Source organism: Streptomyces mutabilis, assembly GCF_046628145.1.
Lineage (GTDB): Bacteria > Actinomycetota > Actinomycetes > Streptomycetales > Streptomycetaceae > Streptomyces > Streptomyces mutabilis.
Genome location: NZ_CP176874.1, coordinates 812,731 through 838,184 on the forward strand (window position 1 = coordinate 812,731; position 25,454 = coordinate 838,184).

General features: G+C 72.6%; 26 protein-coding genes and 2 pseudogenes. 15 read left to right on the top strand and 13 right to left on the bottom strand.

Annotation, left to right across the window (positions count from 1 at the left end; translation table 11 throughout):
- The first annotated feature begins 26 nt into the window (after positions 1–26).
- Together ACLIN4_RS03280 and ACLIN4_RS03285 are read left to right on the top strand one after the other, a co-directional pair.
- Positions 27–911: a LysR substrate-binding domain-containing protein gene (locus ACLIN4_RS03280; protein ID WP_100046433.1), complete on the top strand. Its 885-nt coding sequence runs from the start codon at positions 27–29 to the stop codon at positions 909–911.
- A gap of 25 nt (positions 912–936) precedes the next feature.
- Positions 937–1,452: a mycothiol transferase gene (locus ACLIN4_RS03285; RefSeq protein ID WP_107478186.1), complete on the top strand. Its 516-nt coding sequence runs from the start codon at positions 937–939 to the stop codon at positions 1,450–1,452.
- Here the strand turns inward: ACLIN4_RS03285 and ACLIN4_RS03290 are convergent.
- Together ACLIN4_RS03290 and ACLIN4_RS03295 are read right to left on the bottom strand one after the other, a co-directional pair.
- Positions 1,434–2,513 carry an adenosine deaminase gene (locus tag ACLIN4_RS03290; protein ID WP_307653265.1) on the bottom strand — a complete coding sequence of 360 codons (1,080 nt, stop codon included), beginning with the start codon at positions 2,511–2,513 and terminating at the stop codon, positions 1,434–1,436. The two genes, ACLIN4_RS03285 and ACLIN4_RS03290, sit on opposite strands and share 19 nt — an antisense overlap.
- A 43-nt stretch (positions 2,514–2,556) precedes the next feature.
- Positions 2,557–2,949: a VOC family protein gene (locus ACLIN4_RS03295; RefSeq protein WP_307653264.1), complete on the bottom strand. Its 393-nt coding sequence runs from the start codon at positions 2,947–2,949 to the stop codon at positions 2,557–2,559.
- Between the two features lie 146 nt (positions 2,950–3,095).
- Here ACLIN4_RS03295 and ACLIN4_RS03300 point away from each other — a divergent pair, with 146 nt between their 5' ends.
- The 4 genes from ACLIN4_RS03300 (at position 3,096) to ACLIN4_RS03315 (ending at position 5,525) form a co-directional block, all read left to right on the top strand.
- On the top strand, positions 3,096–3,554 hold the full coding sequence (locus ACLIN4_RS03300) for a pyridoxamine 5'-phosphate oxidase family protein (protein ID WP_307653263.1): 459 nt from the start codon (positions 3,096–3,098) through the stop codon (positions 3,552–3,554).
- Between the two features lie 232 nt (positions 3,555–3,786).
- A complete protein-coding gene (locus tag ACLIN4_RS03305) occupies positions 3,787–4,230 on the top strand; it encodes an SRPBCC domain-containing protein (protein WP_107478183.1) in 444 nt (147 codons plus the stop codon).
- The gene (locus ACLIN4_RS03310) at positions 4,227–4,583 is read left to right on the top strand and encodes an ArsR/SmtB family transcription factor (protein WP_289908488.1); all 357 of its coding nucleotides are present in this window, start codon (positions 4,227–4,229) and stop codon (positions 4,581–4,583) included. The genes ACLIN4_RS03305 and ACLIN4_RS03310 overlap by 4 nt, the downstream gene beginning before the upstream one ends.
- Before the next feature lie 66 nt (positions 4,584–4,649).
- The gene (locus tag ACLIN4_RS03315) at positions 4,650–5,525 is read left to right on the top strand and encodes a DUF899 family protein (protein ID WP_289908487.1); all 876 of its coding nucleotides are present in this window, start codon (positions 4,650–4,652) and stop codon (positions 5,523–5,525) included.
- Positions 5,526–5,656: 131 nt separating this feature from the next.
- Here the strand turns inward: ACLIN4_RS03315 and ACLIN4_RS03320 are convergent.
- The 4 genes and pseudogenes from ACLIN4_RS03320 to ACLIN4_RS03335 form a co-directional block, all read right to left on the bottom strand.
- Positions 5,657–5,787 (bottom strand): annotated as a pseudogene (locus ACLIN4_RS03320) (aldo/keto reductase); the annotation flags it as partial.
- Between the two features lie 28 nt (positions 5,788–5,815).
- The gene (locus ACLIN4_RS03325) at positions 5,816–6,706 is read right to left on the bottom strand and encodes a glycoside hydrolase family 19 protein (RefSeq protein ID WP_100046440.1); all 891 of its coding nucleotides are present in this window, start codon (positions 6,704–6,706) and stop codon (positions 5,816–5,818) included.
- Positions 6,707–6,922: 216 nt separating this feature from the next.
- Positions 6,923–8,245 carry an aldehyde dehydrogenase family protein gene (locus tag ACLIN4_RS03330; RefSeq protein ID WP_289908485.1) on the bottom strand — a complete coding sequence of 441 codons (1,323 nt, stop codon included), beginning with the start codon at positions 8,243–8,245 and terminating at the stop codon, positions 6,923–6,925.
- A 127-nt stretch (positions 8,246–8,372) separates the two neighbouring features.
- Positions 8,373–8,540 carry a hypothetical protein gene (locus ACLIN4_RS03335; protein WP_179342496.1) on the bottom strand — a complete coding sequence of 56 codons (168 nt, stop codon included), beginning with the start codon at positions 8,538–8,540 and terminating at the stop codon, positions 8,373–8,375.
- Positions 8,541–8,743: 203 nt separating this feature from the next.
- On the opposite strand from ACLIN4_RS03335, the gene ACLIN4_RS03340 reads away from it, so the two are divergent.
- Positions 8,744–9,184: an SPW repeat protein gene (locus tag ACLIN4_RS03340; protein WP_107478178.1), complete on the top strand. Its 441-nt coding sequence runs from the start codon at positions 8,744–8,746 to the stop codon at positions 9,182–9,184.
- A 141-nt stretch (positions 9,185–9,325) separates the two neighbouring features.
- Positions 9,326–9,595: a GlsB/YeaQ/YmgE family stress response membrane protein gene (locus tag ACLIN4_RS03345; RefSeq protein ID WP_100046046.1), complete on the top strand. Its 270-nt coding sequence runs from the start codon at positions 9,326–9,328 to the stop codon at positions 9,593–9,595.
- Between the two features lie 32 nt (positions 9,596–9,627).
- On the opposite strand, the pseudogene ACLIN4_RS03350 reads toward ACLIN4_RS03345, so the two are convergent.
- A pseudogene (locus tag ACLIN4_RS03350) lies at positions 9,628–10,259 on the bottom strand (hypothetical protein).
- Positions 10,260–10,415: 156 nt separating this feature from the next.
- Here ACLIN4_RS03350 and ACLIN4_RS03355 point away from each other — a divergent pair.
- On the top strand, positions 10,416–10,901 hold the full coding sequence (locus ACLIN4_RS03355; RefSeq protein ID WP_411575469.1) for a nucleoside deaminase: 486 nt from the start codon (positions 10,416–10,418) through the stop codon (positions 10,899–10,901).
- Positions 10,902–11,259: 358 nt separating this feature from the next.
- Here the strand turns inward: ACLIN4_RS03355 and ACLIN4_RS03360 are convergent, their stop codons facing one another.
- Positions 11,260–11,964: a chaplin gene (locus ACLIN4_RS03360; protein WP_307653260.1), complete on the bottom strand. Its 705-nt coding sequence runs from the start codon at positions 11,962–11,964 to the stop codon at positions 11,260–11,262.
- A 258-nt stretch (positions 11,965–12,222) separates the two neighbouring features.
- On the opposite strand from ACLIN4_RS03360, the gene ACLIN4_RS03365 reads away from it, so the two are divergent.
- The 4 genes from ACLIN4_RS03365 to ACLIN4_RS03380 all read left to right on the top strand — a co-directional run bounded on the left by ACLIN4_RS03365 (position 12,223) and on the right by ACLIN4_RS03380 (position 17,709).
- Positions 12,223–13,830, top strand: coding sequence for an alpha/beta hydrolase (locus ACLIN4_RS03365; RefSeq protein WP_411575470.1), 1,608 nt, complete (start codon positions 12,223–12,225; stop codon positions 13,828–13,830).
- 53 nt (positions 13,831–13,883) lie between these two features.
- Positions 13,884–14,978 (top strand): chemotaxis protein, encoded by a 1,095-nt coding sequence (locus ACLIN4_RS03370; RefSeq protein WP_100046051.1) that lies wholly within the window; start codon positions 13,884–13,886, stop codon positions 14,976–14,978.
- A 112-nt stretch (positions 14,979–15,090) separates the two neighbouring features.
- On the top strand, positions 15,091–16,110 hold the full coding sequence (locus ACLIN4_RS03375; RefSeq protein WP_307653258.1) for a Gfo/Idh/MocA family protein: 1,020 nt from the start codon (positions 15,091–15,093) through the stop codon (positions 16,108–16,110).
- A 273-nt stretch (positions 16,111–16,383) separates the two neighbouring features.
- Positions 16,384–17,709 carry a SpoIIE family protein phosphatase gene (locus tag ACLIN4_RS03380; RefSeq protein WP_411575471.1) on the top strand — a complete coding sequence of 442 codons (1,326 nt, stop codon included), beginning with the start codon at positions 16,384–16,386 and terminating at the stop codon, positions 17,707–17,709.
- Positions 17,710–17,721: 12 nt separating this feature from the next.
- Here ACLIN4_RS03380 and ACLIN4_RS03385 read toward each other — a convergent pair whose 3' ends face one another.
- Positions 17,722–19,230 carry a hypothetical protein gene (locus tag ACLIN4_RS03385; RefSeq protein ID WP_100046053.1) on the bottom strand — a complete coding sequence of 503 codons (1,509 nt, stop codon included), beginning with the start codon at positions 19,228–19,230 and terminating at the stop codon, positions 17,722–17,724.
- A gap of 287 nt (positions 19,231–19,517) precedes the next feature.
- On the opposite strand from ACLIN4_RS03385, the gene ACLIN4_RS03390 reads away from it, so the two are divergent.
- Both ACLIN4_RS03390 and ACLIN4_RS03395 read left to right on the top strand, forming a co-directional pair.
- Entirely contained in the window at positions 19,518–20,660 is a 1,143-nt protein-coding gene (locus ACLIN4_RS03390; RefSeq protein WP_107478174.1) for an aminoglycoside phosphotransferase family protein, read from the top strand.
- A 292-nt stretch (positions 20,661–20,952) separates the two neighbouring features.
- Positions 20,953–22,887: an N-acetylmuramoyl-L-alanine amidase gene (locus ACLIN4_RS03395; RefSeq protein ID WP_289908480.1), complete on the top strand. Its 1,935-nt coding sequence runs from the start codon at positions 20,953–20,955 to the stop codon at positions 22,885–22,887.
- 8 nt (positions 22,888–22,895) lie between these two features.
- On the opposite strand, the gene ACLIN4_RS03400 is transcribed toward ACLIN4_RS03395, so the two are convergent.
- From ACLIN4_RS03400 to ACLIN4_RS03415, 4 genes are all read right to left on the bottom strand, one after another.
- Positions 22,896–23,393, bottom strand: a complete 498-nt coding sequence (locus ACLIN4_RS03400) for a hypothetical protein (RefSeq protein ID WP_100046055.1) — start codon at positions 23,391–23,393, stop codon at positions 22,896–22,898.
- Positions 23,394–23,450: 57 nt separating this feature from the next.
- Positions 23,451–24,050 (bottom strand): CGNR zinc finger domain-containing protein, encoded by a 600-nt coding sequence (locus ACLIN4_RS03405; RefSeq protein ID WP_381914579.1) that lies wholly within the window; start codon positions 24,048–24,050, stop codon positions 23,451–23,453.
- Between the two features lie 63 nt (positions 24,051–24,113).
- Positions 24,114–25,019, bottom strand: a complete 906-nt coding sequence (locus ACLIN4_RS03410; RefSeq protein ID WP_411575472.1) for a universal stress protein — start codon at positions 25,017–25,019, stop codon at positions 24,114–24,116.
- Positions 25,020–25,104: 85 nt separating this feature from the next.
- Positions 25,105–25,347 (bottom strand): DUF397 domain-containing protein, encoded by a 243-nt coding sequence (locus tag ACLIN4_RS03415; RefSeq protein ID WP_043377340.1) that lies wholly within the window; start codon positions 25,345–25,347, stop codon positions 25,105–25,107.
- Positions 25,348–25,454: the final 107 nt, after the last annotated feature.

Below are 25,454 nucleotides of genomic sequence, written 5' to 3' on the forward strand. Positions count from 1 at the left end.
AGATTGTGCGGCTACGCTTCTGAGTCATGGAACTGCGTCATCTCCAGCACTTCGTGGCCGTCGCCGAGGACCAGCACTTCACCCGTGCGGCCGAACGGCTGCTGGTGTCCCAGTCCGGCCTGTCCGCCTCCATCCGGGCGTTGGAGCGGGAGCTGCGGGCACCGCTGTTCGTGCGCACGACCCGCCGGGTGACGCTGACGGAGGCGGGGCGGGCGCTGCTGGGCGAGGCGCAGCGCATCCTCGCGCAGGTGCGCTCGGCGCACGAGGCCGTCGCCGCGGTGCAGGGCGTGCTGCGCGGCACGCTGTCGCTGGGCACCGAGCAGTGCATCGCCGGGGTGCCGGTCGCCGGACTGCTGGCCGCGTTCCGGCGCCGGCATCCGGACGTGGAGATCCGGCTGCGGCAGGCGGGCTCGGGCGAACTGGCTGAGGAGGTCGCGGCGGGGCGGCTCGACCTTGCCTTCGCCTACCGGACGCAGGCGGACTCGGACCAGTTGCGGTCCGTGTCGCTGGCCGGCGAGCCGATGACGGTGCTCTGCCACCCCGAGCACCGCCTGGCGGCGCACGGGGCGGTGCTGACCCCGCAGGACCTGGCCGACGAGGTGTTCGTCGACTTCCACCCCGACTGGGGCCCGCGCCGGGTCACGGACACCGCCTTCGCCGAGGCAGGCGTGCGTCGGACCGTCGCGCTGGAGGTGAACGACGTGCACGGTCTGCTGGACCTGCTCGACGAGAACCTCGGCATCGCGGTCGTGCCGCGCCATTTCCGGCACAAGCGGGCGTCCCTGACCTCGCTGCCCCTCGCGGACGGCGACGAGAGCGCGTACGAGACCATCGCGCTGCTGCCGCCGGCCCAGTCCACCAGCCCGGCGGCGCGGGCGCTCATGGGGCTGCTGGATACGGCGAGCGGCTGAGTACGGACTGCGCGATGGTGGACGCATGCATGCGAAGGACATCCTCATCGAGGCGTACGGCCGCATCCAGGAAGAAGTCCACGCCGCCGTCGAGGGCCTGGACCCCGACGGCCTGAACGCCCGCCCGGCCGACGACGCCAACTCCGTCGCGTGGCTGGTCTGGCACCTCACCCGGGTTCAGGACGACCACGTCGCGGACGCCTTCGGGCTCGACCAGGTGTGGCTGACCGGGGAGTGGGAGAAGCGTTTCGGGCTCGGCCTGCCCCGCCTCGACACCGGGTACGGCCACAGCCCGGCGAAGGTCGCGAAGGTCCGGGTCGACTCCCCCGAGCTGCTGACCGGCTACTACGACGCGGTGCACGAGCAGACGCTCGGGGCCCTGCGCTCCCTGGCCGCCAAGGACCTGGAGCGGATCGTGGACGAGAACTGGGACCCGCCGGTCACGCTCGGCGCGCGCCTGGTCAGCGTCCTGTCCGACGATCTCCAGCACGTCGGACAGGCCGCCTATGCGCGCGGGCTCGTTCAGAGCGCGGCTTCGTAACCCGGCAGGACGACGTCCTCGATCAGGGCCCTGCGCTCGTCGAACGGGACGAAGGCGCTCTTCACCGCGTTCACGGTGACCGTGCGCAGATCCTCGACGGTCCAGCCCGCCTGCTCGACGAGCAGGGACATCTCGCGGGTCATCGTCGTGCCGGAGACCAGGCGGTTGTCCGTGTTGAGGGTGACGCGGAAACCGAGGTCCTTGAGCGCGGTGATGGGGTGCTCGGCGATCGAGGCGGCGGCACCGGTCTGAAGGTTGGAGGTCGGGCACATCTCCAGGGCGATCCGGCGGTCGCGCACCCAGCCGGCGAGACGGCCGAGCTTGCCGGCCGCGAGGTCGGGGATGTCGTCGGTGATGCGCACACCGTGCCCGATGCGCTGGGCTCCGCACACCTGGAGGGCCTGGTGGATGCTGGGCAGCCCGTGCGCCTCGCCGGCGTGGATGGTGAACGGCACGTTCTCGCGGCGCAGGTGCTCGAAGGCGTCGAGGTGGTCGGCGGGCGGGAAGCCGTCCTCGGCGCCCGCGATGTCGAAGCCGACGACGCCCGCGTCCCGGAAGGCCACCGCGAGGTCGGCGGTCTCGCGGGTGCGGTCGAACATGCGCATGCCGCACAGCAGGGTGCCGACGTGCACCGGCGTGCCGGCCGCCTTCGCCCTGGCCATGCCGGCGGCCAGCCCCTCCTGGACCGTCTCGACGACCTCCGCGAGGGTCAGACCGCCCTTCAGCATCAGCTCGGGGGCGTAGCGGACCTCGCCGTAGACGACGCCGTCGGCGGCGAGGTCGAGGACGTACTCCTCGGCGGTGCGCAGCAGACCCTCGCGGCTCTGCATCACGGCGAGGGTGTGCTCGAAGGTCGCGATGTAGCGCACCAGGTCCCCGGAGTTGGCAGCCTCGTAGTACCAGGCGGCCAGTTCGTCGGGGTCGGTGGTGGGCAGGGTGTGGCCGACGGTCTCGGCCAGTTCCACGACGGTCGCGGGGCGCAGGCCGCCGTCGAGGTGGTCGTGCAGGACCGCCTTGGGGAGGCGGCGGATGACTTCGGCGTCTATGCGCGTAGATGACATGGCTGGTCGTTCCTCGGCGGGTCGGTGGCGAAGGGTGGGACGGTCAGGCGGCGGGCTGGAGCAGGTCCCAGCGGTTGCCGTAGAGGTCGCGGAAGACGGCGACCGAGCCGTAGGGCTCGCGCCGGGGCCCTTCCAGGAAGGTCACGCCGGCGGCCGTCATACGGGCGTGGTCGCGGGCGAAGTCGTCGGTGTACAGGAAGAACCCGACGCGTCCGCCCGTCTGGTCCCCGATCCTGGCCCGCTGCGCCTCACCCTTGGCCCGGGCCAGCAGGAGGGCGGTCCCTCCGCCCCCCGCGCCGGGTTCGACGACGACCCAGCGGGAGCCGTCGGGCCGGGGGGTGTCCTCGACGAGGCGGAAGCCGAGGGCCTCGGTGTAGAAGCGGATCGCCTCGTCGTAGTCGTCGACGACGAGCGTGACCAGGGCGATGTGCGGCATCGGGACCTTCCGGGACGGGCGATTGACGGGAGAGGTTATACGTAAAACGCGCGGGGCGCCAGTCCCTGGTCCTACGCCCAGGGGCTCCGCCCTCCTACGTCTCGGGGCGGAGGCGTGGGAGCGGCCCGTCCCCTACCGTCGCCGCCATGAAGATCACCGCATCGCCGCGCGAACCCGGGCAGCGCAGGCAGGACGTGCTCGACCGCCTGGATCGGGAGCTGGACATCTGGGTGGCCACGGCGGACGCCGACGGGTCGCCGTGCATGGTCCCGCTGTGGTTCGTGTGGCACGAGGAGGCGGTCTGGCTGTGCACTCGGCTCACCAACCCGACCGGCCGCAACCTGCGGGACGGCGGCCGGACGCGGCTGGCGCTCGGGCACACGCGGGACGTCGTGCTGATCGACGGCGAGGTGGACACGTTCGCCCTGCGGGAGGCCCCCGCCGCCGCGGCCGGCGCGTTCGCCGCGAAGACCGGCTGGGACCCGCGCGGGGACAGCGCGTCGTACGCCTGGTTCCGGGTGCGCCCGCGTGCGGTCCAGGCGTGGCACGAGGTGCGCGAGCTGAAGCAGCGGCACATCATGCGGGACGGCACCTGGACCTGTTGAGACCCGCCCGCTCGCGATCACCGCAGGCCTCCGGAGGGGGTGCTCGCGAGCAGCGGTGCGGCCGACCGCGAGGCCGGTGCGCGGAGTGGGCGCCGCGCCACCACCGCGCCCGTACGCCCCGTACGGGCGCCACCCCGTCCCGCGAGCCGATGCGCAACTCCGCGATTGCGCGTCGGACCGTCATGTGCAACTCTGAAGTTGCACGCGATGCCGACAGGATGGGAGCACACCGATGAGTGAGGACCGGATCGAGCGCGAGACCCTGATCGCGGCGCCGATCGAGCGGGTCTGGCCGCTGGTTGCGGAACCCGGGTTCTGGGCGACCGACGAGAACCCGTCCGGCACCGTGGCCGAGGAGGGCCAGTCGGCCGTGGCGACCCACTCCGAGCACGGCGACTTCCCCGTGCGGGTCGAGAAAGTCGTACCGCCGGCCTACGTGGCGTACCGCTGGGTCAGCGCCTTCCCCGGAGAAGAACTGCGCGACGACAACAGCACCCTCGTGGAGTTCACGTTGACCCCCGAGGGAGACATGACGCGGCTGCGCGTCGTGGAGAGCGGATTCGCGGCACTGCCCACGTCCGAGGACAACCGCCGCAACGTGATCAAGGACCATGCCGACGGCTGGTCCCAGTGCTTCGACGCGATCAGGAAGCGCTCCGAGGGCCTGTCGGCATGACCCAGGAGGGGCACGGTGACGACGAGGCGGTGGACACCGTCATCGCCGCGCTCGCCGATCCCACCCGGCGCAGGGTGCTCAGCCTGCTCGCCGAACAGGGTGAGGCCACGGCGACGACACTCGCCGAGCAGCTGCCCGTCTCACGCCAGGCAGTGGTCAAACACCTCGCCGCCCTGGGCGCCGCCGGGCTCGCGTCCGGCAACCGGGTCGGCCGCGAAGTGCGGTACACCGTACGGCCCGCGACCCTGGACATGACGGCGAGGTGGATGGCCTCGCTCGCGGCCGACTGGGACCGGCGGTTGTCGCGGATCAAGCACATCGCGGAAGCGGCGGAGCGGGAGGCGCGCCCGTAGCCGGGTCTCGGCGCCACAAGGACCCATCAGTGTCGACATGCACATGCATTCACAGATGAGGCGATCATGAACGGAGACTCGAAGGCCACCGAGGCACCGACGGCCGGTGGTCATGACACCCTCGCGCTGCCACCGGTGACCGACCGGGCCACCTGGCAGGCCGAGATCGATGCGCTGCGCGTGCGGGAGAAGGCGCACACCCGGGAAGGCGACGCCATCGCAGCGGCCCGCCGGAGGCTGCCCATGGTCGAGGTGGACGCCCATATCGAGCTGATCGGCCCGGACGGGCCGGTGACGCTGCTCGACGCGTTCGAAGGACGCCAACAGCTCATCGCCTACTACTTCATGTGGAACCCCGGCCGCCCCGCACCCGAGCAGTGCGAAGGCTGCACGTACTACACCAACCAGGTCGGGGAGCTGTCCGCCCTGCATTCCCGTGGCATCACCTACGCGGTCTTCTGCATGGGACGCAACACGGTCGAGGCGGGGGCCGAACCCCGGGCGACGTACGAGGCGAGCCTGCGCTATCGCGACTTCATGGGCTGGAACATGCCGTGGTACTCGGCGCAGTCCTCCCTCGACGCGCTGCTCGTCGGGCGCCGGCACGGCCTGTTCCACCTCGTGTGCTACCTGCGGGACGGTGACCGCGTCTTCGAGACGTACTGGACGACCCGCCGGGGCGCGGAGACGATGGACTACAGCTACGCGCTCATGGACCTCACCCCGTACGGACGCCAGGAGAGTTGGGAGGACTCGCCTCCCGGCCGGCCGCAACGGTGCACCAACACGCGGACCGAGGGCGGCGCACCCGACTGGCCGCCGGTGTCGCAGTGGCCGGGCGGACGCCCGCTCGGCCAATGGCCGCGCCTCGCGGAAGGCCGCTCCGACGACCTCGGACCCGCCGGGTCGGGGCCGGCGCCGAGCCCTCACCGTTGTCACTGAGGCCTGTTGCGAGAAGTGGGGCGGCTGTAGGGGACGGTCTTGGACATCAACGGCCAGGGGCGACCGCGCGGGTCGCGGCCATTCGTTGCGGTCGTCTCCGGGATCGTGCGGCGGAGGTCGCCTGGGCGCGGTTCGCGCGGGGTGCCGAGGGGGAAGGCGGCGCCGCCCGTCAGCCGCATCGCGCCGAAGCCGACGCGGCGGACGGGCAGGTCGCCGAGGTGCCAGGAGCCGAGGTCTCCGCGGTGATCGCTTCCGAGGTCATCGACGGAGTCCCGCAGGCTCCGGCCGGGTCAGCAGTACAGGTTTCCGCCCGGTGAGACACCGAGGATCTGACTGAACTGCTGGTACTTGGTGACGCGGCTCTGGACCTGCGCGGGGTTCTTGCCGTCGCACTCCAGTGAGCCGTTGATGGCGCGGATCGTGTGGCCGAAGCCGGCGCCGCTCACCATGGCGTTGTGCGCGGTCATGCTGCCCGGCCCGGACTGGGTGTTCCAGTACCACAGGGCGGTCTTCCAGGCGACGGCCGAGTCGTTCTGCACCAGCCAGGGGTTGTTCAGCAGGTCGATGCCGAGGGCGTCGCCCGCCGCCTTGTAGTTGAAGTTCCAGCTGAGCTGGATGGGGCCGCGCCCGTAGTAGGCGGCCTGGCCGGCCGGGCAGCCGTAGGGCTGGTTCCAGTCGCAGTAGTGCGGGTAGTTGGCGGTGTTCTGTTCGACGACGTGCACCAGCCCGCCGGTCTCGTGGCTGACGTTGGCGAGGAAGGCGGCGGCCTCCTGCTTCTTCACCGTGTCGCTGCCGGTGCCCGCGAAGCCGGGGTAGGCGCTGAGCGCGGCGGTGAGGCCGCTGTAGCTGTAGAACGAGTTCCTGCCCGGGAACATCTGGTTGAACTGCGCCTCGGTCACCACGAAGTTGCCGACCGGCGTCTCGGAACCGCCGTCGCAGGCGTACGGCTCCCAGTACCAGGTACTGATCAGCGGGTCGTAGCCCGGGTTGGCGTGCTCGGCGATGTACGCCTTGCCGTCCGTGTAGCGGACGATGTCGCCGGCGTCGTAGTTCGCGTCGGCCGACCAGGCGGGGTAGCTCGAGCAGGAGGCGGCGGACGCCTCGGTGGCGGGCAGGAAGGCGGGGACGGCTCCCGCGAGGGCGAGTGCGGTGACCACGGCGGATATACGGCGCCTCGACACGGACTGCCTCCTTCGGCGGAGCACGGCCGCTCCCGGTTCAGGGCAGGGAGGTGCGGATCCTGTGCGCGGGCCGGCCGGGCCGGCCACGGCGTCGGGGGCGGCCGTGGTGGGGGGTGTGGAGGCACACTCAACCGCGTTGGTCTGTACCAGTCAAGGGTGTAGACCAGTTCAACCCGGCCGAATATCGGCCGGGTTGGCGTGGAGACGTCGTTCCCGTCAGCCCAGCGGCTTCTTCAGGACCGCCTTGCGGTGGCTGAACGTCTCGATGGAGTACCGGCCGTGGTAATTGCCCATGCCGCTCTCCCCCACTCCGCCGAACGGCAGGTCGGAGACGGTGAGATGGGCGAGCGGCAGGCCGTGGCCGAGACCGCCGGAGGACGTCTCGGCGGCGAACCGCTCGCGGGTCCCGTCGGACTCGCTGAAGACGTAGAGAGCCAGCGGCTTGTCGCGGTCGTTGACGAAATCGATCGCCTCGTCCAGGCCGGACACGGTGACGATCGGCAGGATCGGGCCGAAGATCTCCTCCCGCATCACCGGCGCGTCGGGCGCGACGTCGGCGAGCACGGTCGGCGCGATGTACTTCCGCGACCGGTCGCTGCCGCCGCCGACGACCACCCGGCCGGAGTCCAGCAGGCCGGTCAGCCGGTCGAAGTGGCGCTCGTTGACGATCCGCGCGTACTCGGTGGACCGCGCCGGGTCGGTGCCGTACAGCGCCTCGACGGCGCGGACCAGCGCCGGCTCCAGGGCGGCCGCGGTCTCGGGGTCGGTGAGCACGTAGTCGGGAGCCACGCAGGTCTGGCCCGCGTTGAGGAACTTGCCGCCGGCCAGGCGGGCGGCCACCGCGTCGAGATCGGCGTCGCGGTCGACGAACGCCGGTGACTTGCCGCCGAGTTCGAGGGTGACCGGGGTGAGGTGCTCGGCGGCGGCGCGCATGACGATGCGGCCGACGGTGCCGTTGCCGGTGTAGAAGATGTGGTCGAAGCGCTCGGCGAGCAGGGCCGTGGTCTCGGGGACGCCGCCCTCGACGACGGCCACCGCGTCGGTGTCCAGGTAGCGCGGCAGCAGCCGGGCCAGCGCGGCGGAGGTGGCCGGGGCCAGCTCGCTGGGCTTGGCCACCACCGCGTTGCCCGCGGCCAGGGCGCCGACGACCGGGGCGAGCAGCAGCTGGGCCGGGTAGTTCCAGGGCGCGATGACGAGGACGACGCCGAGCGGGTCGTACTGCGTCCAGGCGGTGGCGTCGGTGCCGAGGTGGGCCGGGACCGGGGCGGGCTCGGGGCGCAGCCAGTCGGCGAGGTGGTCGAGGGTGTGGTCGATCTCGCGCACGGTGAAGCCGATCTCCGTCCGCTGGGCCTCGGTGGCGCTCTTGCCGAGGTCGGCGTGGAGGGCCGCCTCCAGGCCCTCGCCGTTCTCCGTGAGCAGGGCGCGCAGGCGGCGCAGCTGGGCGGTGCGCCACTCGACGGGCTTGGTACGGCCGGTGCGGAAGGTGGCGCGCAGGCGGGCGACGACGTCGGCGGGCCGCTCGGGGGCGGGGTGGTTCACGGAGTGCCTCGCTGGTGGGGGGAAGGTTAACAGTGGATGTAATTGCCAACCTTTCAGGCACCGAAATGCATTCCCCCTGCCGCCCCCCCTTACTCTCCGTGGCACCTACGCCACGATCAGGGTGCGCTCACTTCTCCTCGCGGACCGGCACGACCACCAGGAAGGCGTCGGACTCCAGGTCCATCACGACGGTCGCGGGCTCGCCCCGAGCGCGACGACGCGCGGCGCACTCCTCCGCCGGCCACGACCCGCGCGGCGAGCCCGCGGGGAACCGCTCCAACACCTTCGCACCCATAACGGCGGCCACCTCCGCTGTCGTTGTGTCCGTTCACACCTCTCCCCCGTCCGCTTGCCCGCGATCCGCGTGGACATGTCCACCCACCCCGCACGACAGACCACTCCCCGACTACACATAAGGGAAAAATAAGAGCAGAATGGACGCGTGCGGCGCTACCGAAAACCGCACCAGACGGCCAGGTCAGTCAAAGGAGACGAATCATGGCCAATGTCTCGCACCCCCGAGGTGACATCGCCAGCCACCCCGACGCCCCGGAAATGCAGGAGCGCTACGCCCGCATGCTCGGCGGCCGTGATGTGGCACTCGTGGACGGGCCGGTGTTCCTGCTGGGCCTGTACTGTGCCGTGTCCCCGTGGATAGTCCACTTCACCACCAGCCAGCCCGCACTCGTGGCCCACAACTTGATCATAGGAATCGCCATCGGCCTGCTGGCCCTGGGATTCACCCGCGCTCCGGAACGCATGTACGGCCTCAGCGGTGCGATGTGCGCGATGGGGATCTGGATGATCATCTCGCCGTGGATCGTCGGCACGAACCCGGACGCCGGCGTCATCTGGAACAACATCATCATCGGTGCTCTGACCCTGGCCCTGGGGACGGTGTGCGCCGCCACGGCGGCGAAGAGCATGCGTAGGCCCTAGACACGAGGGAAGGGAACACCGAAGGCCGGTCCGCTCCCGCGGGCCGGCCCTCGCACGCCCCTGGCGACGGACGCCGCGGACTACGCACCCCCGCAACGGGCACACGCCTTACCGCGGGGGCCTTGACACGAAGGGGCGGAAATGGAAATCGACGGCATCATCAGTGCCATCGTCATCGGTATCGTCATCGGCGTCCTGGGACGACTCGTGATCCCGGGCCGTCAGCGCATCGGAATCCTGTGGACGATCCTCGTCGGCATCGTGGCCGCACTGATCGGATCGTGGATCGCGACGGCGTTCGACGTGGCCGACACCGACGGCGTCGACTGGGTCGAGTGGCTCATCCAGATCGGTCTGGCCGCCCTCGGCGTGGCCGCGCTGGACCGGTCGAGGTCCCGCACCCGGCGCTGAGCGCGCGGGCCCGGTGCCGGCGGGCCGGCCCGTCAACGGCTGCCGAGCCACTCCTCGTACCAGATCACGGTGGCGTCCACGGTGTCCGTGAGCGGGGTGCGAGCCGCACCGAAGGTCCGCTCGAAGGCGGTGGAGTCCATGATCTGGGGCTCCGTGTGCTGGTAGAACATCTCCGCGAACTCGGCCATGAACCGCTCGTCGAACGGGCCGAAGGGGCGGGGCTCGGACAGCGTCACGACGTTCAGCGGGCGGCCCACACGCTTCTCGATCATCGTGGGGATCTCGCGCGTGCTGACGGCGGGCGCGGTGGGCAGGTGCCAGACGCGACCGTCACCGTCGGGCCGCTCACCGAGCGTGGCGAGGCCGGCCGCGCCGTCCCGGTTGTCGGTGTAGCTGTGCGGCAGATCGATGTCGAGCACGACCAGGCGGGCGCCGGCGCCGCGACGGCGGCGACGGCTCCCCCTATCGCCGCCCGCGCGCCCTCGACGGTGCTCACGTCGGCGCCGAACCGCTCGACGCCCTCGATCGCGGGACCGGCGCCCTTCCTGCCGACGAGCCGGACCGGGTGCCCCCTGCGCACCAGTTCACGAGCGAGTTCGGTGCCGGCGGGGCCCGACCCGAGGACGGTGTGCGGACTGGGCGACTGCGGGGTGGCGGCGGACATGGTGGTCCCCCTCTCTCGGTCCCTCTGGGAAGTCGACAGGAGCAGAACGCAATGACGACTAGCTCTTGTTAGAGACTTAACTATCGCGATGACCCGTAGCAATGGAGGGGCATAGGCTGCCGGTGAGGAACACATCGCCTAGGAGGGCCGTGGCCGATGGTCGTGAAGGACACCGAACTGCCGTACCTGCGTCGCTGCGTGGAGCTGGCGGCCGAGGCGCTGGAGGCGGGTGACGAACCGTTCGGATCCGTGCTGGTCGGCTCGGACGGCAGGGTGCTGGCCGAGGACCACAACCGCGTGGCGTCCGGCGACCGCACCCGCCACCCGGAGTTCGAGCTCGCGCGCTGGTCCGCCGCCCACCTCGCCCCGGACGAGCGGGCCGCCGCCACGGTGTACACGTCCGGCGAGCACTGCCCGATGTGCGCGGCCGCCCACGCGTGGGTGGGTCTCGGGCGCATCGTGTACGTCGCCTCGTCCGAGCAGCTCGGCGGCTGGCTGGCGGAGCTGGGCGTCCCCGCACCACCGGTGCGGACGCTGGCGGTGCGGGAGGTGGCGCCCGGAGTGACGGTGGACGGCCCGGTACCGGAGCTGACCGAGGAGATCCACGCGTTGCACCGCCGGTTCCACGCAGGGCGGGCTTGAGCGGCAGCGCGCCGGGGACCGCGTCACCCGGCGGCGCGCTTGACGGCGGACGGGCACGCCCGGCGGCCCGGCATGCCCGGCGGCCCGGTGCGCCCGCCGACCGGGAGGCGCACCCGAGCAAGCAGCCGACCGGGCAGCGTACGTCCCGGCCGGTCGGCCCGCCCGGCGTACCGGCGCGCCGCAGCGGGGTCGGCCCCCTCTCAGCGAGCCGACAAGCCCGACAGGAAGGCTCATCCGCCGGGGGACGCTACGCCTGACGGAGCCGACAGCACGCCCGGCGGTGCAGGCACACCGGGCGCGGACAGGGCCGCGCCCCGATGGCCTTGTCCGGCACACCGGGACGTCCGGCCGCCGCAGGTCAGGATCCGGCCCCCGGCCGGAACCGCCGGTAGAGGACTGCCCCGCCCAGCGCCAGAGCGGCGCCCCCGGCCAGGACGGGCAGGGTCTGGTCCGCACCGGTGTGGGCCAGTGACGCCGACTCCCGCGGCGGGGCCGCGACGTGCGGGGACGGCTTCGGCCGGGCGCGTTCCTTCTCGGGCACCGACGGCTCGGGCTCCGGCTCCGCGGGGGGCCGGACGGTTTCGGGCCTGTCACCGGGGGTGTTCGTCGACTCGTTGCCGACGGCCGGGTTGCCGACGCCGACGACGTTGACGCTGTTGCCGCTCACGTTCACCGGAAGGTGGACGGGCAGCTGCACGCCGTTGCCGGAGAGCACGCCCGGGGAGTCCTGTGCGCCGCCCTCGGCGACCGCTCCTCCCGAAGCACCCGTCCCCTCGGAGGAGCCCTTCCCCTTGCCCGCCGTACCGTGCTCACCGCTGTTGGCGCAGCTGTTGCCCGCGGCCGGGTTGAGGAGCCCCACCACGTTCACCGTGTTCCCGCACACGTTCACCGGGACGTCCACCGGGAGCTGGACGGTGTTGCCCGAGATCAGCCCCGGTGAGCCGGCCGCGGAACCGTCCGCGGCGGCGCTGTCGGACGCGAACGCCGCGTACCCGGGCATCGTCACGGCCAGCGCGCCGGAGGCGACGACGGCGAACACACCGTTTCGGGTAACCCTTCTCATGAGTTCCCTGCCTTCCAGACTTGGTCGCGGGCAGTCGCCCGCACCGGTTAAAACGCGGACGCACCATCCGAGTTATGGCTAATAGGCCTTTCACCCCATCGAGTGACCGTTTTGTCGAACGAACGGCAAAGCGCCCCTGCGCCGCGGTGACGCACCGTGCGGGCGGCGGCACCGCCCGGAGGCGAGCCGTCCGGGGCCCGCTTATGGTGGGCGAGGGCGCCGACCACCGGTCCGCGACCCGGCGCCCGGGAGGCATCGATGCTGGCCAAGCCGTCGTCTCGGCCCTCGCTCCGGCGCTGCGCGGTCACCGGCGCGCTCGGGCTGACCCTGCTGCTCGCGGGGCTTCCCGCCGCGACCGCCGAGGACACCGGCCCCGACCTGTCCCGGTTCTACGACCAGAGGATCAAGTGGTCGGCGTGCGAGGACATGGAGGCGCCGAAGGACCTGCAGTGCGGGAAGGTCACCGTCCCCCTCGACTACGACCGGCCCCAGGGCGGAACGCTCGATCTCGCCCTCGCCCGGTACCGGGCGACCGGCGACAAGCGCGGCTCGGTGCTGCTGAACTTCGGCGGGCCCGGCGGCTCCGGCGTCGACGAACTCGTCGGCGGCGGCAAGGAGTTCATGCGCCTGACCAACGGCTACGACGTGGTCACCTTCGATCCGCGGGGCGTAGGCCGGTCCTCACCGGTCACCTGCGGCCCGGCCACCGTCGACATCATCGAGGCGACGGACGGGGACGAGAAGCTCACCGACCCCCGGGACGTGCTGCGGCGACTGCGGGACGCTGCGGCCGAGTGCGCGAAGCACTCCGGCCCCGTGCTGCCCCACATAGGCACGGTCGAGGCCGCGCGCGACATGGACGTGATGCGCCAGGCGCTCGGCGACGACCGGCTCAACTACCTCGGCTTCTCCTACGGGACCCGGCTGGGCGCGGTCTACGCCGCCCGGTTCCCGGACAAGGTCGGGCGGGTGGTGCTGGACGGCGTGGACACCCTGACGGAGCCGCTGACCGAGCAGGGTCTGGCCGGTGCGCGCGGGCAGCAGACAGCGCTGGAGAACTTCCTCGACTGGTGCGTGGAGGACATCGCCTGTCCGTTCGGGCAGGACGCCCGGCAGGCCCGGCGCCTGGTCGAGCAGGTCGTGGCGTCGCTCGACGCGGACCCGGTTCCCACGGGCTTCGGCGAGCCGTTCTCCGGTCAGGACATGGTGGGCGCCATGGGCCAGGCCCTCTACAGCGAGGAGCTGTGGCCGTCGCTGGAGCGGGCGCTCGCGCAGTTGATGGAGAGCGGCGACACCAGCGGCCTGGAGGGTTTCGTGTCCGGCGGCGTGACCTTCCCGGTCCGAGCGCACACGCGTGCGGGGAGCGGGGAGAAGGCCGGCGCCGGCCTCACCGACCCGGAGGACATCCCGATGGACAACCTGCCGGCCGCGCTGATGGCGATCAACTGCGCGGACGACCCCGACCGGCCCTCCGCCGCCCAGGTCGCGGAGTCGCTGGGCCGGTTGCGCGCCCGGTACGAGGAGGCCTCGCCGGTCTTCGGCCGGTACCGGCTCACGCAGGTGCTGATGTGCCACGGCCGCCCCAAGGGCACCGACTACATCCGCGAGGACGTGAAGGACCTCGACACCGCGAAGATGCTGCTCGTCGGCACCCGGGGCGACCCGGCCACCCCGTACCGCTGGACCGAGGAGACGGCCGACCGGATCGGGCGCTCGGCCGTGGTCCTCGACAACAAGGGCGAGGGACACACCGGCTACGCGTCCTCCGAGTGCGTGCACCGCAAGGTCGACGACTTCCTGCTGTACGGCTCCCTGCCGCCCGACGGCAGCTCCTGTGGCTCCGAGACATCCCAGGAACGTGAGTGATGAGATGAATTGCTCCGAATGCCCGACACGCCCGTTCGTCCTATCGTGCTGACATGGAGCACGATCTGAGTCCCGCCGCCCTCGCCGAACTCCGGCGCCCCCGCCCCTACCCGGCCGTGTCGGTGCTGACGCCGACGCACCGCCGCGAGCCGGACAACGCCGGCGACCCCGTCCGGCTGCGCAACGCCGTCGCCGAGGCCAAGAAGCAGTTGCAGGACGACCCGGCGGTCACCCGTGAGCGGCGTATGGAGGTGTCCCGGGAACTCGACCGGGCCCTCGCCGAGGTCGACCTGTCGCACGCCGAGGACGGCCTGGCGATCTTCGCCGCGCCGGGTGAGCACCAGGTCTGGACGCTCGCCCGTTCCGTTCCGGAGCGCGTCGTCCTCTCGGACACCTTCCTGACCCGCAATCTCGTCGCCGCCCAGGCCGCCGAGCGCCCGTTCTGGGTGCTGTCGGTCGCCGCCGACCGGGTGACGCTGTGGAGCGGCGGGGCCGGCCGGGTCGTCGAGGACCGCACCGGCGGCTTCCCCATGGACCGCCCGCCGCTGGACTTCGACCCCGAGCGCATGGAGCGGATCGGCGACTCGCCGAGCACCTTCCGGGACGAGACCACCCGCCGGTTCCTGCGCGACGCCGACACCGAGATGGGCCGGGTCCTGCGCGCGCACCCCCGGCCGCTGTACGTCACCGGCCCCCAGCCCGCACTGTCCCTGCTGGAGGAGACCGGGAACACCGTCCGCGACGCGGTGCTCGTCCCGCACGGGGGCCTCGCGCACGGCACGGCCGACGCCGTGTGGCAGGCGGTGGCGCCCGTCCTCGACGACGAGGCGCGCGGCTGGGTCGAGGCCGTCGCCAGGGAACTGGACGCCGCCCGCGGGCGCAAGGACTTCGCGGCCGGCGTCGACGAGCTGTGGGAGAGCGCGCACACCGGCCGGGTCCGGCTGCTGGCCGTCGAGGAGAACTTCAAGGTGACGATGCGCGACGACGGCGAGCACCTGCTCCCGGCGCACGACGGCGACCTCGACGCCCGTGAGGACATCGTGGACGAGATCGTCGAGCAGTGCCTGGAGACCGGCGCCGACGTCCGCTTCGTCCCCGACGGCGCGCTCGGCGAGGTGGAGGGCATCGCGGGCGTCCTGCGGTACTGACACCGGCGCCGCGCCCTGCCGCCCCGCCCCTCTTGACGACCGTGAAACCCTGTTCGCGGTACAGGTACCCGCCCCGCGGGTGCGCGGCGGACGGGGAAGGAGCCGGCGGAGCGTGAGCGAACTTCTGGGTGTGGCGGTCCTGGGCGCGGGACACATGGGCGCCGACCACGTACGGCGCCTCGACCGGGTGGTGAGCGGAGCCAGGGTCGCCGCCGTGGCGGACCCCGACGTCGAGCGGGCGAAGGCGGCCGTGGGCGCGGTCGACGGGGTCGTCGTGCACACGGACGTCGAGGCCGCGCTGGACGCGCCGGGCGTGGAGGCCGTGCTGATCGCCTCGCCCGGCGAGGCGCACGAGGAGGCGCTGCTCGCCGCCTTCGCGAGAGGGCTGCCGGTGCTGTGCGAGAAGCCGATGGTGCCGGATTCCGCGGGCGCGCTGCGCGTGGTGGAGGCGGAGGCGCGGCTGGGCCGCAGGCTGGCGCAGATCGGGTTCATGCGGCGCTACGACGCGGAGTACCGGCAGCTGAAGTCGCTGCTGGACGACGGGCGGCTGGGCCGGCCGCTGATGCTGCACTGCGTCCACCGCAACGTGTCCTCCCCGCCGGACTTCACCTCCTCGATGCTGGTCACCAGCTCCGTCTCGCACGAGATCGACGCGGCCCGCTGGCTGCTCGGGCAGGAGCTGACCGCGGTGACCGTGCTCCGGCCGCGTCCGTCGGCGGGGGCACCCGAGGGTCTGCTCGACCCGCAGTTGGTGCTCTTCGAGACCGACGGCGGCGCTCTGGTCGACGTGGAGATCTTCGTCAACTGCGGCTTCGGCTACGAGGTGCGCTGCGAGGCCGTCTGCGAGGCGGGCAGCGCCCGGATCGGGGACGCGCGCTCCATGGTGGTGACGGCGGCGGGCGATGCCCGGGCGGAGGTGCCGCAGGACTACCTCGTGCGGTTCTCGGACGCCTACGACCGCGAGGTGCAGGCATGGGTCGACGCCACCCGGCAGGGGCGGGTCACCGGCCCGGGCGCCTGGGACGGGTACGCGGCGTCCGTGGTCGCCGAGGCCGGCGTGCGGGCGCTGGAGACGGGGTCGCGCACGCCCGTCGATCCGGCACCTCGCCCCGCGCTGTACGACGCGTCGTAGAACATGGGTCCGACGAACACCGGGGCGACGACTCCGGCAGGTCCAAAAACCCGCCAAGTCCCGTAGAACTCCTACGACTTGACGGAGGATACGCGTACGCACTTCGGGCGTCGCAGTCACTCCGGGAAGACGGTGGCATATGCCGGAAGCACCACCGTATCGTGTCTTGCCAAATCCCTTACGGGGCGTCGCGGGCTGTGCAACAGTCGTAACGGCCCTCCCGCCGGCCTCGGTCCCGCCTTGGTTCGTACCGTCTGCACATCGGAGTGCGTCATGTCGTCCCATCTCTCTGCGGACCACCCAGCCGCCCAGCCGCCAGGACGCGGCTCGGTCGAGGCGCTCATATCGCAGGCGCGGCGACTCAAGGGCGACGTGGACGCCGTACGTCGCGACAGCCAGGCCGACCGAACGGATCCCCGCGGACGCTGGCAGCGCGCCCTGTACGACTTGGCGCTGCACCAACTCAGCGATCTGGACGAGCACTTGGCGCAGCTGCGGGACGGGCCGGCCCCCGCGCCCCGCGCCGGTTCACTGCTCAGCAGGGTCGGCAGCGCGGAGTGGAACCTGCTGACGGACGAGGCCGAGTGGTCCGGGGAGCTCTTCCAGATCCTCGGCCGCGATCCCGCCTCCGCCCCGCTCAGCCTCGACGAGTTCCCGTCCCTGGTCCCCACCGAGGACCGGCCGAAACTGACCGCGATGGTCACGGACTGCCTCGTCGACGGCCGTCCCATCGACGGGGAGTTCCACATCGTGCGCCCCGACGGCACCGTACGGACCGTGCACATGATGGGCGAGCCCGTGCTCGACGCCGACGGCAGCACCGCCTCGATGTGGGCGGTACTGCGGGACGTCAGCGAACTGCGCCGCAGTCAGCGGGCCGTGGACGAGACCCGTGACTCGTTCCGGCACCATCCGCTGCCCGCGGACGCGGGGCAACGGGCCGCGGTCGAACCGCGGGAAGCCGTGCTGCCACCCTGGCACGGCCTCCTGCGGTTCCCGCATCAGGGCCGGCCCGGCCTGGACCTGGCGGCCGGATACCTGCCCGCCGCGGCGGACACGCCCCGGTGCGGCGTCTGGTACGACGCGTGCTCGCTCGCCGGTGACGAGACCCTGATGTGCGTCGGCGAACTCCCCTGCCCCGACGCCGACCCGGCGCAGGGCCCGGCGATGGTGATCGGTGCGCTGCGCGGACTGGCGACGGCGGGCATCGGCCCGGCAGACCTTCCGGACCGGCTCGCCCGGTCGCTCCGGTCCACCGCACTGCCGCCCGTGCGCGGCGGCGTGTACTGCGGCTACCGGCCCGGCACCCGCACCCTGACGTGGGCGCACGGCGACGGCCCCGCCCCGCTGCTGTTCCGCGACGGGACGGGGCACGGGCAGGCCGGGCAGGCCGAGACCACCCTGGAAGCCGGCGACCTGCTGCTGCTGCACACCGGCGGACTCGTACCGGCGGGCCGGCAACGCCTCCTCGCCCTGGCCCCCCGTCTGACCGGGGCGCGTTCGGCACAGGAGGTCCTGCGGATCGTGGCGGCGGAGATCGGCGAGCCCCTGCGCCGGGAGGACGCGTGCGTACTGGTGGCCCGGGTGACTCCGCAGTAGGAGCGTCGTGCCCTACGCCTGAGCGGTCCTGCCGCCGCTCCCCCTGCCCTTGGACGCCTTCCCCTTGGGCAGTGCCAGTTCGATCTCCTCGCGCAGCTCCTGGATCTTCGGGTATTCGGCGTACTGCGCGGTGAGCCGGTACATCTGCCGCAGCCGGTCCCAGGTGCGCTGGGAGGAGTTGGAGCCCATCGACACCAGGGCGAGGCGGGCGTACCGGTCCGCCTGTTCGGGGTCGTCGGCGATGAAGCAGGCGGAGGCCATCGACAGGTAGTCGAAGATCTTCGACCGCTGCCGGCCGTCGATCCTGAGGGCCAGGGCCTTCTCCGCGTAGTGCTGGGCGTGCGCGGCGGCCCCAGGCTCGAACTCGGCGAGCGTCCGGTAGGCCAGGGCCTGCATGCCGTACAGGTCCTCCTCCTTGAACGTCTGCATCCAGTCCGGCGGCGGCACGTCGGCCTTGTCGGAGACGAACAGGTCCTCGGCCCGGCCCAGGGTGCGGCGCATCGCCTGGCCCTTGCCCATGGACGCCTGTGCCCAGGCCTCGATGGTGTAGAGCATGGCCTTGGTGCGCGGCAGCACCTGCTCGCCGGAGCCCGACTGGGCGAGCTTCATCAGGTCCATCGCCTCGTCCGGCTTGCCCAGGTGCACCATCTGGCGGGCCGCCCGGGAGAGCGCCTCGCCGGCCCGCGGCCGGTCACCGCCCTCGCGCGCGGCGTGGGCGGCGATGACGAAGTACTTCTGGGCCGTGGGTTCGAGGCCCACGTCGTGCGACATCCAGCCCGCCAGGACGGCGAGGTTGGCGGCGACCCCCCACAGGCGCCGCTGGAGGTGGGGTGGGTGGTGGTAGGCGAGCATGCCGCCCACCTCGTTGAGCTGGCCCACCACCGCCTTGCGCTGGAGGCCGCCGCCCCGGGCGGCGTCCCAGGCGCGGAACACTTCGACCGAGCGCTCCAGTTCCTCCACTTCCTGCGACCCGATGGGGGCGGCCTCGTAGCGGTCGAACCCGGCGGGGTCGGCATGCAGGGGTTGGCGGAGGTCGGGAGCGTCGGCAGCCAGGGCCGGGTCGGTGTGCAGCCAGTCGTGCATGGCGCTGCTGAGTGCGGAGCCCGCGGCGAGCGCGGCGCCCGCGCCCACCAAGCCGCGTCGGTTGAGCATGAGGTCCATTCCCGTGAATTCGGTGAGGACCGCCGCGGTCCGCTCGGGCGCCCACGGCACTCCGTCGGGATGCTCCTCGCTCCCGCCGCCCTGCCGTTTCCCCGCACGCCCGTGCCGGACCAGACCGAGGTCCTCGATGGTCACGACACGGCCGAGACGCTCGGTGAACAGAACCGCCAGCACCCGCGGCACCGGATCGCGCGGGATCTCTCCCATGTCGATCCACCGCCGCACCCGCGAGGTGTCGGTCGCCAGCTGGGGGTGGCCCATGGCCGCCGCCTGCCGGTTGACCAGCCTCGCGAGCTCGCCCTTGGACCAGCCGGCCAGGCCGAACAGGTCCGACAGACGGGTGTTGGGTTCTTTGCTCACGTCAAGCCCCCAGGTTCTCGGCTGAGTTGACAGTAGCCCCGTGCCGGTTGCCGGGCGACTATTCGCCACCGTTCGCCAGGGTGCGCCAGATGGTGTGCCACGGGCGGTGGGGTGTCAGGTAGGAATGCGCCACCCCGACCCGGTCGCCGCGGGGTTACTCCCCAGGGTGGCTCCAGGCGGCCGGTCGGGCAGCGCGACGGCTTTCGGAAGAGGTGCCCGCCTCCTGAACGGACGGGCACGGCTCTTCAGGCAGGCACAGCAGGCACACGAAGGGATCTGTCTCGCCCATGTACGCAGCATCGTCCTCCGTGTCCGCCCCGCAGCGCTCGCTGCACCCCCGCCCGGCGGCGGGCGGCGGCCCCTATCTCGCCCCCGCGCGTCCGGCGGCCCCGGTGCTCGGGGCGGGCAGGGCGCGGCGCGGCACGGGCCCCGGCACCCAGCCGCTCAGCGGAAGAATCGACCTGTCCGGCCCGCAGGGTGCCCAACTGCGCACGGCCATCGCCTCCGTGCACCGGATCTGCCCGGAGTTCTCCCCGGTGCAGGTGCTGCGCCGCAGCGGTCGGTCCGTGCTCCTGGTCGGCACGACCGGGCGCAGCACCGCGGTCGCCAAGTGTTTACTGGACCACTCCCCCGCGTGGGCGGAGCGCATCCGGCACGAGATAGGGGCATACCGCTCGTTCGTCCGGCACCGCCCCCCGGTGCGGGTGCCGAGGCTGATCGCGGCGGACCCGGACAACTGCACGCTGGTGATCGAGCGGATGCCGGGACGGTCGGCGGCGCTCCAGCGGCACCCGCTGGAGGCTCCGCCCCGGGCGGACATCAGGGCGGCGCTCGGCGCGGTCTGCCGGCTCAACGCGTGGCGGCCGCCGGCCGGCACCTTCGACGCCCCGCTCGACTACGCGGCCCGGATCTCCCGGTTCCACGAGCTGGGGCTGCTCACCGACCGGGACCTGGGCGACCTGCAGAAACTGCTGCACGGCATCGCCCACGCGGGCGGGCGCCAGGGCATGGGCCAGTTCTGCCACGGTGACGCGCTGCTGTCCAACATCCTCATGTCCCCGGCCGGTCCGGTGCTCGTGGACTGGGAGCACGCGGGCTGGTACCTGCCCGGCTACGACCTGGCGACCCTGTGGGCGGTCCTCGGCGACGCGCCGGTGGCCCGACGCCAGATCAGCCAGATCGCCCAGTCGGGCGGCACCGCCGCACGGGACGCCTTCCTGGTGAACCTGATGCTGGTGCTCACCCGGGAGATCCGTACGTACGAGACGGCCGTGCAGCGCTCGATGCAGGACACGGTTCCGGCGCAGCCGGTGCCCGCCCAGCCGGGTGCCGTGCCGTCCGGCGAGGAGCAGCGGCTTCTGCTGCGCCGGCTGCACGACGACTGCCAGATGGCCCGCAGGGCGGTGCGCGCGGCGGTCGGCACGCGCTGAGGAGCAGGACGACGGTCCGCGGTGCGCCCTTCGACGAGGGTGCACCGCGGATTTGGTGTGCCCGGACTGCTCGGGGTGGCCATTGGTGTACGCCACTGACGCCGCGCAGGCCCGTGAGCCGCCGCCCCGAAACTCGCCCGGCCCCCTGCTGACGTGGGAAATCGCCACCGTGGCGGCATGATTGACGGATCGTCTGACCGGCGGGTACCACTGACCCACGCCCGGCCCCGCACGTCCCGTCGCTCGCGCTACGACACGTCCCCGCCACGTCCGACCGTCACAGGAGGCCGTTTTGCGCCGCTCCCCCGTCGTGCCCGCCCTGGCCACCGCGGCCCTGCTGCTGCCGCTGCTCGGCGCGGCGCCGTCCACCGCCCGGCCGCCGGACGCGCCGCCCGCCCCGGACCGCCTGCAGCGGGCGTTCGCCGACGCGGCGGCCGAGTACCGCGTGCCGCAGAGCGTCCTGCTCGGCGTCTCCTACCTCCAGTCACGCTGGGACGCACACGGCGGCGCGCCGAGCGTGACCGGTGGCTACGGGCCGCTGCACCTCACCGACGCGCGCACGGCCCTGGCCGGGGCGACGCACCACGGCGAGGGCACCGAGGATCCGCGCGGCGACGACGCCCGCGCCCCGCTCCACCCGAAGGCGGAGGCATCCCCGCCCGCCGAGCTGCCGGCGCGGCTCACCACGCTGCCGAGGGCGGCCGAGCTGACCGGTCTGAGCGAGGAGAAGCTGCGCACCGATCCGGCGGCGAACGTGTCCGGCGGTGCCGCGCTGCTCGCCGCCGCCCAGCGGGACCTGGGCGAGCCGCTGAGTTCGGACCCGGCGGACTGGTACGGGGCGGTGGCCCGTTTCTCGGGCGCCGAGGACTCCGCGACGGCGGCGGCGTACGCGAACGACGTGTTCGAGGTGATCCGCGCGGGCGAGCGGCGGACCACCGACGCCGGGCAGCGGGTCACCCTGGCGGCCCGCCCCGACGTGACCCCCGACACCTCGCAGCTGGACGGCGCGGGGCTGCGGCCCGCGAAGGCCGCCGGCACCGAGTGCCCGAAGTCGGTGTCCTGCGAGTGGATCCCGGCGCCGTACGAGGAGCTCGGCGACGGCGACTACGGCAACCACGACCTGGGGAACCGGCCGGCCTCCCAGCGCATCCGGTACATCGTCGTGCACGACACGGAGGGTGCCTGGAACGGCGTGCTCGACATGGTCCAGGATCCCACCTACGTCTCCTGGAACTACACCCTGCGCTCCACCGACGGCCACATCGCCCAGCACGTGAAGGCGGAGGACGTGGCCTGGCACGCGGGCAACTGGTACGTCAACGCGAAGTCGATCGGCCTGGAGCACGAGGGTTTCCTGGCGGAGCCGGACGCCTGGTACACGGAGGCGATGTACCGCTCGTCGGCGCGGCTGGTGAAGTACCTGGCGAAGAAGTACGACATCCCGCTGGACCGGCAGCACATCCTGGGTCACGACAACGTCCCCGGCACGACCACCGCGACGATCCCCGGCATGCACACCGACCCCGGCCCGTACTGGGACTGGCGCCACTACTTCCGGTTGCTGGGCCGTCCTTTCGAGCCCACCGCCGGCAGCAAGTCCGGCCTGGTGACGATCCGCCCCGACTACGCCGCCAACCGCCCGCGGTACACGGGCTGCGAGACGAAGGGCGAGCCCTGCGCGGCGCACGGTTCCAGCGCGGTCCGGCTGTACACGGACCATGACGTGAACGCGCCGCTGATCCGGGACATCGGTCTGGGTACCGCCCCGACGACCGGGGTGAACGACCTGTCCTCCCGGGTCTCCACGGGCCAGCAGTACGCGGTGGCCGACCGGTGGGGCGACTGGACGGCCATCTGGTACCTGGGGCAGAAGGCCTGGTTCCGGAACTCGAAGGAGAACCCGGCGGCGGTCCCCGCGTCGGGCCGGGTGATCACGCCGAGGAAGGGCCTGGACAGCGTCCCGGTCTACGGCCGCGCCTACCCGGAGCAGGCGGCCTACCCGGCGGGCGTACCGGCCCAGGCGGTCTCACCACTGCCCTACCGGGTGCTCGCCGGCCAGGAGTACGTGGTCGGTGAGAAGGTGCCCGGCGAGTACTACTACGCGGTGACCTTCGACGAGGCCTCCCACCGGGTGGTGACCGGACGGGACGTGTACTACCAGATCCAGTACGGCCACCGGGTCGGGTACGTGCGCGCCGCCGACGTCACGCTCTCCACCGTGCGGTAGCCGCCGGGTCAGCCCTGCTGGAAAAGCTCCGCCGGGAGCGGCTTCAGCAGGGCATACAGGTCGTCGGTGATGGGGCGGTCCCAGGCGGCGATGGTCACCAGGACGCCGTCGCTGCGGTCGAACTGCACACAGGAGATCCGGCCCTCGGAGAGCTTGAGGCGACGCACGATGAGCAGGTTGTCGCCCTGCATCACCGGCACGTCCTCGGCGCCGACGACCTTCACCTCCTCGTCGTTCTCCAGGGCCAGCAGCAGCTGGGCCACCTCGAAGGGGATCTCGCCCTCGGGGACCTCGCGGGCCGGGGAGCCCTCCGGCAGATTGCCGATGATCATCGCGGGGCCGCGGCCGCCGAACAGGTCGTAGCGCAGGAAGACGCCCTGGCAGCTGCCGTCGGGCGCGGGCAGCAGACCGGCGCCCAGATTGCCGGGCCAGTCGCCCGGGTCCATGGCCAGTACGTCGAAGTCGGGCCCGGCGGGCGTGGCGCTGCGGCGGCGGAGGAACGACATGCCGCCATGGTACGTGGCCCGGGCCCTCGAACGGCGTGCGGGCGGTGTCCTGCCGGGCTACGCGGTCCGCCTCTGCCGTTCGTGGTGGCGGGCCACCCGGGCCCGGTTGCCGCAGGACGGCTTGCACCACTCCTGGCGCGGGTGCTCCTTGAGGAAGTAGCGCACGCAGCGCGGTGCGTGGCAGGCCCGCAGCCGCGGCCGGTCGGGGCCCGCGAGGAAGCCGATCACGGCGTGGGCGAGCACCGCGGCGAGGTCGGCCCGGTCCTCGGCGGGCTCCCTGCGCAGCACGGGACCGGCATCGGCCCAGTCCAGCACAGGGACGGTCGGCATGCGCGCGGCCGCCTGGTTGAGACACCGCAGGGCCTCGGGGACGGGCAGCAGCCGGGCGGCGTCCGCGGGGCTCGGTTCTCCGGGGCGCACGGCGCGGGCGAAGAGGGCGCGGGCCGCGGCACGCACCGCGCGGACGGCGGCCAGGTCCGGCTCGCCGGCGCGGTACCGTTCGGCGTCCGGCACGGTGCCGGGGTGCGCGCGGACCCAGGCGCCGAGCCCGGCGAGGTCGGCCAGGTCGTCGGCGACCCCGCCGTGTCCGTCGTGCCGGACGGTCAGCGCGAGGTCGAGGGCGATCCGGGTGTCCCTGCTGGTCGAGTCCTGCTGCATGGGGCCGATGATAGGCAGGCGGCGCCCGTGCGTTCCGCGCTCGGGCCCGTCGCCCCGCGTCCCTCAGCCCTCGTCCGGTGGAGCCGGTGGTACGACCGCGATCGGGGAGACCGCGTGCAGCAGGACGGCGTGGGTGACCGAGCCCATCATGCGGGCCGGGGCCAGCAGGCGCCGCCGGTGGCGGCCGACGACGACCAGGTCGGCGTCGCGGGAGGCGGTGACGAGGTGTCCGGCGGCGTCGCCGGGCACGACGTACGGTTCGGCCCGGACGTCGGGGTGGCGTCCCCGGTAGGGGGCGAGGAAGCCGTCGGCCAGCACCCGGGTCTCGCTCTCGATCGAGACCTCGTCGATGACCGGGGGCATGATCTGGCCCGCCGCGGCCCAGGTCTGCACCGGCCACGGGTAGGCGGCGACCACCTGGAGGCGGGCGCCGCGCTGCTCCGCCTCGGTGAAGGCGAAGGAGAGCGTGGCGTCGTCGGGGCTGTCGACGTGCAGGCCGACGACCACGCGGGGGCCGGGCTCGTCCGGCGCCTCGCCGTGGGCCTCGCGCCCGGGGCGCGGCACCACGAGGACGGGGCACTCGGCGTCGCGGGCCGCGGCCAGTCCGTTGGAGCCGAGCAGCAGGCTGGCGAAGCCGCCGCGGCCCCGGGAGCCGAGCACCAGGAGCTGGGCGTCGGCCCCCAGTTCCGGCAGCACGGCGCCGGGAACGCCCTCCATCCCGACGTACTCCGTGGCGACCGCGTAGGCCCGCCCCTCCAGGTGCGCTCGGGCCTGGTCGAGCACGGGGTCCTCGCCGGTGTCCGGTGGGCCCGCGACCAGGACGTCCGTCTGGGCCCAGGCGGCGTACTGGCGTACGTGCACCACTCGCAGGGGTGCCTCACGCCGGTGAGCGGCCTCCAGCGCTTGGTCCAGGGCGCGCAGGCTGTCGTCCGATCCGTCGACCGCCGCGATGACCGGCAGGGTGCTCATGGGTGCCTCACCTCCGGAAGACCGACTTCCCCCCGGGGACGGACGGGACACACCGGTTCGGCCGGTCGGCCCAGCTTCCGGCGGCTCAGGTGAGGTCGAACTCCCCTTCGCGTGCTCCCGACACGAACGCGCCCCATTCAGCGGGGGTGAAGATCAGGGAGGGGCTTTCCGGGCTGCCGCTGTTGCGCATGGCGATGAACCCCTCGACGAAGGCGATCTGGACATCCCCCAGGCCCCGGCTGCTGGACTGCCACTGCGCGTTGCTGAGGTCCAGCTCCGGCTTGTCCCAGCCCATGAGCGGGCGCTGGTGGGTGGTGCTCTCGGCCACGTCCGTGCTCCTCCCGATGTCGTCGTCCGCGGTCAGCCTAGCGATCGGTTCCGACCACCGACAGGCCACGTGAGGGGGTGCCTTCCGGAAGATCGGTTCGGCGGGCG